This window comes from Paraglaciecola polaris LMG 21857, from assembly GCF_000315055.1.
GTDB lineage: Bacteria > Pseudomonadota > Gammaproteobacteria > Enterobacterales > Alteromonadaceae > Paraglaciecola > Paraglaciecola polaris.
Genome location: NZ_BAER01000115.1, coordinates 172,647 through 182,709, shown reverse-complemented (window position 1 = coordinate 182,709; position 10,063 = coordinate 172,647). Strand labels below are relative to the sequence as shown.

10 protein-coding genes are annotated in these 10,063 nt (G+C 43.0%); 4 read left to right on the top strand and 6 right to left on the bottom strand.

Features of this window, described 5'->3' with window-relative positions; translation table 11 throughout:
• Positions 1 to 917, top strand: a 917-nt coding sequence (locus tag GPLA_RS18630) for an AMP-binding protein (RefSeq protein WP_083882116.1), incomplete at its 5' end; no start/stop codon positions are given.
• 135 nt (positions 918 to 1,052) lie between these two features.
• On the opposite strand, the gene GPLA_RS18625 is transcribed toward GPLA_RS18630, so the two are convergent.
• The 5 genes from GPLA_RS18625 to GPLA_RS18605 form a co-directional block, all read right to left on the bottom strand.
• Complete coding sequence (locus GPLA_RS18625; RefSeq protein ID WP_040515355.1) at positions 1,053 to 1,979, bottom strand: sulfotransferase family protein; 927 nt, start codon at positions 1,977 to 1,979, stop codon at positions 1,053 to 1,055.
• A gap of 253 nt (positions 1,980 to 2,232) precedes the next feature.
• Positions 2,233 to 2,979 carry a substrate-binding periplasmic protein gene (locus GPLA_RS18620; RefSeq protein WP_007106542.1) on the bottom strand — a complete coding sequence of 249 codons (747 nt, stop codon included), beginning with the start codon at positions 2,977 to 2,979 and terminating at the stop codon, positions 2,233 to 2,235.
• Positions 2,980 to 3,119: 140 nt separating this feature from the next.
• Positions 3,120 to 3,533, bottom strand: a complete 414-nt coding sequence (locus GPLA_RS18615; RefSeq protein WP_007106541.1) for a hypothetical protein — start codon at positions 3,531 to 3,533, stop codon at positions 3,120 to 3,122.
• A 257-nt stretch (positions 3,534 to 3,790) separates the two neighbouring features.
• A complete protein-coding gene (locus GPLA_RS18610; RefSeq protein ID WP_007106539.1) occupies positions 3,791 to 4,774 on the bottom strand; it encodes a dihydrodipicolinate synthase family protein in 984 nt (327 codons plus the stop codon).
• A gap of 79 nt (positions 4,775 to 4,853) precedes the next feature.
• Positions 4,854 to 5,537 (bottom strand): TetR/AcrR family transcriptional regulator, encoded by a 684-nt coding sequence (locus tag GPLA_RS18605; RefSeq protein ID WP_007106538.1) that lies wholly within the window; start codon positions 5,535 to 5,537, stop codon positions 4,854 to 4,856.
• Positions 5,538 to 5,829: 292 nt separating this feature from the next.
• On the opposite strand from GPLA_RS18605, the gene GPLA_RS18600 reads away from it, so the two are divergent.
• From GPLA_RS18600 to GPLA_RS18590, 3 genes are all read left to right on the top strand, one after another.
• Positions 5,830 to 6,795 (top strand): phytanoyl-CoA dioxygenase family protein, encoded by a 966-nt coding sequence (locus tag GPLA_RS18600; RefSeq protein ID WP_007106537.1) that lies wholly within the window; start codon positions 5,830 to 5,832, stop codon positions 6,793 to 6,795.
• 318 nt (positions 6,796 to 7,113) lie between these two features.
• Positions 7,114 to 7,509 carry a DUF3718 domain-containing protein gene (locus GPLA_RS18595; RefSeq protein ID WP_007106536.1) on the top strand — a complete coding sequence of 132 codons (396 nt, stop codon included), beginning with the start codon at positions 7,114 to 7,116 and terminating at the stop codon, positions 7,507 to 7,509.
• Positions 7,510 to 7,922: 413 nt separating this feature from the next.
• Positions 7,923 to 8,984, top strand: coding sequence for a GGDEF domain-containing protein (locus GPLA_RS18590; RefSeq protein WP_007106534.1), 1,062 nt, complete (start codon positions 7,923 to 7,925; stop codon positions 8,982 to 8,984).
• 117 nt (positions 8,985 to 9,101) lie between these two features.
• On the opposite strand, the gene GPLA_RS18585 is transcribed toward GPLA_RS18590, so the two are convergent.
• Complete coding sequence (locus GPLA_RS18585) at positions 9,102 to 10,001, bottom strand: alpha/beta fold hydrolase (protein ID WP_007106533.1); 900 nt, start codon at positions 9,999 to 10,001, stop codon at positions 9,102 to 9,104.
• Between the last annotated feature and the right edge of the window lie 62 nt (positions 10,002 to 10,063).

Here is a 10,063-nt window from a genome sequence, read left to right as displayed (position 1 = left end):
GGAAGTCATTATTACTGCCATTCCCATGTACCATATTTTTGTCGTTAACGGTTAATTTCCTCATTTATGCAGGCTGTGGTTCACATAATATCCTCATAACTAACCCACGAGACATGGATGGCTTTATCAGTACCATCAAAGAAAGTGGTTTTACGCTTATCACAGGTGTGAACACTCTTTATGTGGGTATGATGACACACCCTGATTTCGTAAATATTGATTTTTCAAACCTGCAAGCCACTATTAATGGCGGCACCGCGGCCATGGAAGCAACCTCTGAAAAGTGGCAAGCGATAACAGGTCTACCGATCATTCAGGGTTATGGATTATCGGAAACCTCACCTATTTTAACTTGGACTCAAGCAAGTGAGCGTACCTTTACCGGTAAAATCGGACGTGCATTTCCCAATACCGAGATTAAGCTACTTGATGATGAAGACAATGAAGTGCCGATGGGTGAACGTGGTGAACTGGTTGCCAAAGGCCCTCAAGTGACAAAGGGCTATTACCAACAACCAGAAATTTCTGCTGCAGCTTTTACATCAGACGGTTACTTTCGCACAGGAGATATCGCGATTGTCGATGCAGAAGGGAATTTCCAGATAGTAGATCGTAAAAAGGACATGGTGATTGTATCGGGATTCAACGTCTATCCCAATGACGTGGAACAAGTGGCGGCTAAATGTGATGGCGTTGTGGAATGTGCATGTTTAGGTGTACCAGATGAAAAAACCGGTGAGGCTGTGAAGTTATTTGCCGTTAAAGCGCCAGGCAGCAAGGTTACTGAGGCCGATATCATTGCCTACTGCCGGGCACATCTTACTCCTTACAAAGTCCCTAAATCAGTGGTATTCATTGACGAAGTACCCAAGTCAGCTGTGGGTAAAATGCTTAGGCGTGTTTTACGCGACGCATAACTCCTGACGAAATATTAAGCCAGCGATAGTTTAACCGCTGGCTTGTTTAAAATTTAACTCTATTTCGAGGAATCACCGTCTTTTTAAGAATCCGCTATTGACCATCAGATTCAACAAAAAAATCATAACAAACACTTAAAACGTGACTGGATTCGCTATCATCAGCACCCGATCTCTAGAGATATCATCAATCAAGCTATCATTTACGTAACGTCCTAGAAGCCCATTAATTTCCTTCAAATGCGGCATCAGAAGCTCTTTGTCTTTGGCTTTAATATTATAGTGATTGAGGGTTTTCAGGAGCTTTATCGAAGCACTGTTTAAACTGTTATTTTGTCTTGGTGTTGGATTATCATGGGTCGTGGCTAGTCCTAATTTGTGCGCAACTTCCTGCACTACATCGCCTTTATATTGAAACGCTGAAACGCTATTCTCCCCCAGCAAGGTTTGGCATTCAGTTACAAACCCTTGATAGTCCAGATGTTTTGAGAACCATGGGATATGTAACATCTCAGCAAACGATAAATCTTTGCCATAACAGGGGTTGCTGGCCACCTGGGGATTACGAATACATTGCTTATAATAACTTTCAATAAACCCGAGTGGTTCCCGAAACCACACCCACAGATCAACATCAAAAAGTTGGCTCAAAGTACGCAAGGCTTCTTTTGATTCACCCGGAAAATCCCACCAATAATTATAAATGCCCTCAGATGATAGAATAATGGTGTGAGTATCAGGTTTAAGCTGGGAGATGATATGCGTAAAATTCGCTAAGAAGTTTTCCAAATGCGCGCTGACTAAATTCTTTTCAAACCATTGATGTTTTGGTGCGGCTGGGTTATTTGATTCCGCTAAATTGTGCGGGTAAAGGATCCCCTTACCTCTGAGTTTGCGCTGTTTTTTGTCGAGATAGGTTTGTAAGCTTGTGGTGCCGGTCTTGGGTGTGCCCGCATGAATAATAAGCTTGATTTTCTGTACTTTACCTTGGGCTGATAATTGCTCCAGAGGTTTTAATTGCGTGGCTAATTCGTGCGTAAAATGCACAATTGGGTCATTTATTTTGATAACTAAAATCTCTGCGAAAGCGAAGTTGAAAAAGCAAAGTTCAAGCCAATGCCAGTGTAATAATGCTAAAAAACGATTATCGCATTTGGCCGGACGTCGACAAAGTATGGGATTATTTATGCCCGTTGACAGAACTGACATGGTAACACCAATAGGTTGTAGGTGTGACATTCAGCGATCAGGGCGTATTAAAAACATCAGCACGGGTTTAGGGCACTATGACTATCGCCTATTCCGTTCTTTAATATCATTCAAAAATCTGCTGGGGCGCCGGCACTCCATATTTTTCAAAATACGTGTCTACCTTGCCACTTTTACGATATTCGAGCATACGCTGAGCAACATCATCATAAATGCCTATGGCGCTTGAATTTAACGGGATGCTGATATAAACAGGATTCAAAAAAGTATCTACAAAGGTCGCTTTTTCAAAACGAGTGTCAAACAATTCTTCGTTGTGTGAGGCTGACGTAACCACCACATCTATTCGCCCTAGTTCTAGCATAGCGATAAGTTGATCGGTTTTCCCCACCAATGTCAGTGTCCTTGTATTAAGCACTGAAAATCTGGGAGAATAAAAAACCCCTCGAATCGCTCCAATGTTTACTTTCTCAAGATCGTCATATGACGTTATATCCCCACGAAATCTAGGCGATTTATAAAATGAAAGGTGCCTTATCGTGTAACCGTAAGTGATAGGTTTCAATACAGACTTGCGTTCAGGGGTCATAGAATGGCGGATCATCACGTCTACATTGCCTTTTTTCGCTTCCCTAATTGAGCGTACCCAAGGCACATATGCCCAGTTAATATCGTGTCCAAGCTCAGTAAATATGTCGGACACTAAGTCGGGTAACACCCCGGCACATTTGCTGCCATCAAAAAACAATTCAGGAGGATAATTACGACAATGAGCGGTAAAGGTTTCAGCCAATAGGTGCTTGGGCAATAAAGCAACAAGGCTAATCACCAGAAGTTGTATCGTTTTCTTCATCACAGCGTCACGTCCATTTTCCTGTCGCTCCCCAAACCTGAGTCGTCAGTTTAGGTGTAGGCTAAATGATTCACCTTGCAAAGTGTTTTCATCACATTCACAGATAGTTATTTCTGGGCTGGTTGCTTATGTCACCAAGCTTAATGCTCTCGCTTAATATTATACTTTTTCATAAATGCACTTGAGGCAAACGCCCCAGTAATCGCACCAAAAGAAATGGTGAACATAATAATAAAGGGCAAGGGTTTAAGGTAATAATGACTTAGCATGTTTGCCCCAAACCAATGCGTCAATATGCAGACTAGGAAAATAAGAATGGCAGTTTTATGGGTTGTGAAAAATAACGGAATGTCATACCAGCTCAGAGTATGACTGGTCGTAAATCGATTAAACCCTAGATAAAGGTATAATATTAGTGATAGCACAGCACTAAAAACAACCACTAGTGTATAAGGATACAGAGCAGCATCATGTAATAATGAATGCCCTATGCTTAATACGTAGCTGCTCATCACCAGCCAAAATAACAGTAGCGGGCCTAAAATAAGTCCCATCACCTCTCCTTGATTTACATGTTTTCGCAGTAAAGCGCGCCCTACAGCAAAAATCCTCAATGTTCACTTTGCGCTGATTAATAACAGGCAGGGTTATTAGTCTTATGCGATATTTTACTCACTGTACATTTTTACATCACAAAAGTTAAACAATGATTTTTACCTTCAACAATTCAGTTTCAAGCAATATGCGGCTCAAAGAGATAAGCAAACCACCGTTAATTTGCTCTCATTACCTGCCCCAGGGATTTTTAACATTAGGTACGCGTGATTAACTGCGCGTTTTTCAGGCACTGTAAAATTTGTTCATTCGATTGATCTTTAAGGGCCGGCAGAGGCCGGCGCACTGTGCTGGTAATGTCGACGCCTAATAGCACCAAAGCCGCTTTACTGGTTGCCTGCGGGCTAGATGCTTGCTTTAATAAACTGATGGGAAAACCCGTAACCCAAAGTAACAATCTATATTGTAATACAGGCGACATAGCGAGGTTGTTTACTATGGGCAAGATATGGGTTAGTTGACTATGGGTATGTTGCGCTGCTTGTTTATCGCCTTTAACCCAGTTAACAAAAAATTCGGTAGTGTGTGTAGGTGCAATGGCTCCTATCGGGCATATTGCACCTGCAGCGCCTTGGTTTATCAACTCAGGTAACAATAAACTCAATCCCGAAAAATAGGCGCTATCGTTACAATGCTGCAAGACCATTTTGGCACTTTTGACATGCAAAGCGCTGTCTTTCATGCCCACTACGCCTGTGTCGCTTAAGATTTCGATAAGCTGAGGGGCGTTTAGAAACAGGCCAGACACCTGAGGGAAATGATAGTACAGCACAGGTACAGGACTACTTTCCGCCACCGCTTTTATGGCTTTTTTAAGGGCGGCGAAATCATGTTTATAATAGCCGGTAAATAACACCATCACCGCATCAGCCATACCTTGATAAGCCGCAATTTTGTCCAGTGCGTGGTGCACACTAAAGGCATTGACACCAACGATAATCGGTTTGGCTTTATTCACACATTGATGAGCTTGCTTGACCACTGATAGTTGTTCAGCGTCACTTAAATAAGGCAGCTCACCACCACTACCAAGCACAGTTACACCGGCTGCCGGTGAGTCTAGGTAAAACGTTAGGCAGCGACTAAGGCCAATCAAATCTAATGACTCATCGTGCTTTAATGGTGTGGGCACTACAGGAAAAATTCCCGTCAAAAAACCAGTGGCCTTATTGTATTTCATTTCGGTTTATCTCAACTATGTTTGCTTGTCTTTGCCATGCGCCTAAGTTGCACATTCAACTGCCTTGTAGAGCGACTGTTTATCGTTGCTCTACACTTTCTAGGAAAACCGTACTCATTTTTGCTATTAATACCGGGCGATATTCTTCCGTCGCATCGGCGGCGAAGGTTAACAGCATGCCGCAAATCATTTGACAACGATACTCAGACAAATCGATATAGCCGTGCATCCAGTCGTAGCGTGCTATACGCTGATTGGCGAATAGTCTGTCGGCAAGTAATTCACTATTGATGTTTCCAACGAGGAATCCATGCTCTTTTGCGTCAAGGCAGACCTGATAAGCAAGCTTAAGTGATTTTTTGAAAATACCGCCAGCATGACCATGTTCGAACATGGACTCTTGTTCACCAATTACAAACGCCGCTTTGTAAAAGGCTTCATCATCATGATAAAGCGACATCAGATTGTCAGTGAATGACTCAACAGCCGAAATCGGATCCTTAAAAGCAGTGGAAGATAACACCTGCTCAGTGCGCTCAACCATGTCTACCACCAACTGTGTAAGCACCTCAGACTTGTTGCCAATCAAATTATGTATCGTTGGCACTGTTACATTTGCCTGAATTGCCAATTCGGCAAGGGTGAATGAGGCATAGCCACCAGTGGCTATAATGTCTCTGGCAGTATTGAGGATCGTCTGCTTGCGTTTCAATTTGTTGGCGGTGCGTGTTGCGACCCCACCCTGCGCTCTGACTGGTTTCATACAATCTGACTCATATATTTCATTGAGTAAACTTTATCATATATTAAATTTTATGTTGCATAAAATTTACAAAAGATTAAGAATACACTCGTTAACTAATTATTTACATATGAGGGATACACCATGATCACAGACATTAGCGATTCTATCGAGGCCTGCGCTGCCCATTATGGCAATGACGCTGACGCCATGCGCCAGTATCTGATTACCAATATTATTTGATGCCGATGGGCAGCTAAACAGTGGCATTCGTGCGGCGTATATAAAATATGGCTTTTATATCTTTGAAAACGTGCTGGATCCTCAAGAATTAACAGACATAGAGCAAGACTTGACCCAGTTAAAACAACGCTTTGCCGTTAACAATGGCGATAAAGTCAATGCTAAAGGCGAACCCGCCCTTGGGGTAGATTGTAAGGCCCCTAATTTGTTGTGGGCTAAGCCGCTTGGGGATCCACTTGGAGGAACCCCCATTGCCAATGGACGCCATCAAGTCAAACTATTTGAGCCTACTGCAGCCAGCGATGCCCCAAAAGAATCGCCATTTGTACTACTAGGCTCGTTACAATTTTCACCCGCCTGTTTACGTGTTTACGCCCACCCTGAGTTATTAAAAGTGGCCCAAGCTATCAACGGCGAAGATTTCGCCCCGTTTCATGAGTGCTTATTTATCAAGGAACCCGGCTTAGGTGCCGCGGTATCATGGCACCAAGATGGCGATACCCATTGGAATAATCCTGAATTTGATGCCCAAATTCACGGCTTCAACTTTATGGCTCAAGCCTATGGCAGCACAGCCGTAAACGGCGTATGGGTCGTGCCAGGTTCACATGCACTAGGACGACAGAACATTAAGCAAATGGTCGAAGACGCGGGCAGCGAGCGTCTACCTGATGCAGTACCTATTATCTGTAATGCTGGAGATGTAGTGATATGTAATCGCCAACTTGTACATGGTTCATTTGCCAACACCGGTTTTGAGCCACGCATTACCATCAACTTTGGCTTTCATAAACGTTCATCGGTATTAGATGTAAAAGGGGCAGGCATACACAGCGAAGCCGCTATATATGATGCCGCCATGATCGAAAAGCGCGCGCATGCGATAGGTTACGCCATTGAGGCACGCCGTGCCCAGTACCCCCAAGAAACCCCTTTTAGTTATCAGCCCCTTGCGCATTCGAGCACTGATTTTAGCTGGCAGCCGGATACACTTGCTAAGTTGAAAGATTACAACCTGCTAGATTTAAGTATTTAACTCTTAGGTTATATCGCCCGCCTAGGCAGCAATGGGCATGATAGGTGACGCACATGTAAGTTGTGCGTCAGCGATGTATCCTTATCAATTGTGCTCAGTGCGCCTAGCATTGAGTGGTGTGATGAAGCGTTATTAAGAGTAGTTACATTAGTGGAATATCGCACTTTTCATAATGGTTATAACCAGGTCGCAGGGCCAACAAAGGTATTAGGTCTCATACCAAAGTATCAGCTTGTAGATTTTTTAATCAATGCAAATAGCGTTTAATTACCTCAACGAAACGAGATTATAATTAAAATAAGAACCGAGGAATTGACCATGTTGAAAATTGTTAAAGCTTCTATCGCTATCGCCGCTACCACTATTATGTTTGCTGCACCTGCTCAGGCTGACGTAGCCGAAGCATTGCAAAACATCTGCACTATCGTTAAAGCAGACGATAAAGGTGAATTACGCAAAAAAATGAAACGTGTTCAGTCTGACTACCGACTTAAATTACAAGATTATTATTCAGGTATCAGCTGTGGAGGCAACAGCTTGATCCGTACCGCCATGTTAAATGGCGCAGTTGAAACCGGTACCTTAATGGTTAAGAAAATGCCAAAAAGCGACTTGAGCACACCTGAGCAAGACGGCAAAACTGTTGTGGCTTGGGCCACCGAAAATGGCTTAACCAATTCACCTATCGTTGCCGTATTAAACGACCGAATCTAACGAGATTATCCATCGATGCCCACGATGAGCGGGCTAACCTTTTCAACATGGTTCTGGGGATAAATTCCCAGACTAAATCACCAAGTAGTACTACTTGGTGACTAGGAAAACGGCCTCTTCTGAGGCCGTTTTTTTAATACCGGTATAACGCTTGGTTCCATGCCAAACGACTATTCTGCTTAATTGCACAGCCCGCTAATACATACTGCTAATAAATCCACTATAAACGACAATTGTCACCCCAATATATTGATAACCAAACCATTTATCGTTATGTTAAAATTTATATTTTACATATCGATAGTGAGTTTTCTAAGCGCACCAGTATGTCTCGCCTAATGCGTATACTAAAAGCAAAATAGCATATTTTACCCTGCGCTTATTTCCTCAGGCCAACGTTGTATGAGATAAAAATGACGGATCAGTTAGTTCAGAATATCCAGTACCGACGTGATGTTATGCGGGTGCTACTTATTATCACCTTTATCGGTGGTTGCATTTTCTCTGTCGTCAATTTTCAACGCGGTTTATGGCAATTAGCACTAATAGAACTGGTCTATGGGCTATTCTCCTTATGGCTGTGGCGCCGGATATTGACCACTGAGCACTTCCAAAGGTGGGTTACTATTTACGTAGTGCCGTTTTTCATCATTATGATTTACGGTTTGTCCGTACCTCAATCCTCTGAATCTATCTTTGTATGGATTTTAACCATTCCAGTCATTTCGTACCTGTTGATGGGACGCAAACAAGGCTTTTGGTTTTCATTAACCTTTATCATTTGCGGCATTTTAGCTTACCACTGGCGCTTTATTAGCACAGAACATAACTTTTCCCTCAATGTTGCCATATCGGTTAACGTGATTTTGAGTTCATTTTTAATGATGACATTTGCCCATGTTTACGAGAAAAATCGTGAACAAAATGAAGACAGATTGTTGTCTCTCGCTGGCACAGACCCGCTCACAGGCCTAGCGAACCGTATGAAATTAAATGAAAGTTTCCACCAACTAAGTGCCTTGGCCGCTCGTCATCAAGATCCGTTAACAGTGGTATTGTTTGATCTGGATTTATTCAAGAGCATCAATGATGTGCACGGCCACGCTGTGGGTGATGATGCACTGCGTCATGTAGCGAATTTTCTACAAAAAAACACTCGAAAATCGGATTTACTCGCTCGATTTGGCGGAGAAGAATTTGCATTATTAATGGTGGCCACCGATATAGATAAAGGTCACCAACAGGTCAATGCATTACGAAAATTGCTGATGAAAACACCATTCACCACGCAAAAATGTGAGATCCAAATCACCTTAAGTGCTGGTATCGCCAGCTTCGGACAAGATGGCCATGACTTGGATAATCTGCTCGATAAAGCGGATAAACGTTTATATTTCGCGAAAGAGAACGGCCGCAATCAAGTGATTTCTCAGGACCCCATAACGGCTAATGGCACTGGCAACCTCAAGGTTTAATCCAGATAGAAACCTGTTGAGCTTCGAACGGGCTACAACAGGTCTGCGCAAATAGTCCTGTAAGGAGGGTATATTTAATAAAAAAGCACGCTAATTAGCAAAGCACAATAACCCCATTTATTCGGCTAAAAATTGCGCAATGCTAGCATTTACTTCATTTGGTTTTTCGTGGTGTAACCAATGCGTCGCATCACTAAAACGTTGTATTCGGCAATCAGGTACATACTGTTCAATCCCTTCTAAAATGCCGGTTACAAACGCCTCATCTTGCTCACCCCATAGGACTAATGTGGGCGTAGCGATACGAATATTAGGGATTTTTAAACTGTATGCCTTTGTAGCGTTTTGTCGATCCTCAGGGGGTAATTGCGGCATAGCGCGATAATATTGCAGCATGCCATTAACAGCCCCGGGTTGCTTCCATGCGCGCACATATTCGGCCTGTTGACGCTCGCTAAACTGAGTATCGTGCATACCTGAAAATAGCATCTCTTTGAGCATGGCAAAGTCATTGTTTTGTACAAACTCCACCCCGTCATCGGCAACTAGTTGGTGAATGTAGGCACTTTTTTGACGTTGCTGGGGATTCGTTGCCATCTCCCGAGTAAACGTACTCGGGTGAGCGGCATTCAAAATAACTAACTTATTGAAAAGTTGCGGATGAAACGCCGCTAAAGGCCAAGCTATCGCCCCACCCCAATCATGTGCAATGAGGTTCACTGGTGCATTTGGGCTTATCGTTGCAACGAACTGTGCATACAAGGCGATAAGATTGGGTACGCTATAAGCTTCTTGTGATTCAGGTTTATCACTTAAATTGTAACCCATGAGATCCGGCACTATGACACGATAATGCTCGCGAAAGTGCGCTATTTGCGCCTGCCAAGTCCCCCAATATTCGGGAAAACCGTGTAAGAAAATTAGGGTTTGCGTATTGTTTTTCGGCTGATGACACGCAGCTTCTACGTAATGCAATGATACGCCGTTGATATCAGCGTAATGATGGCTTATAGGCATAATTTATCCCTTTAATAAAAAAGGCGAACACTTTCCTAAAGAAAAGGTTCGCCTTTACTTAT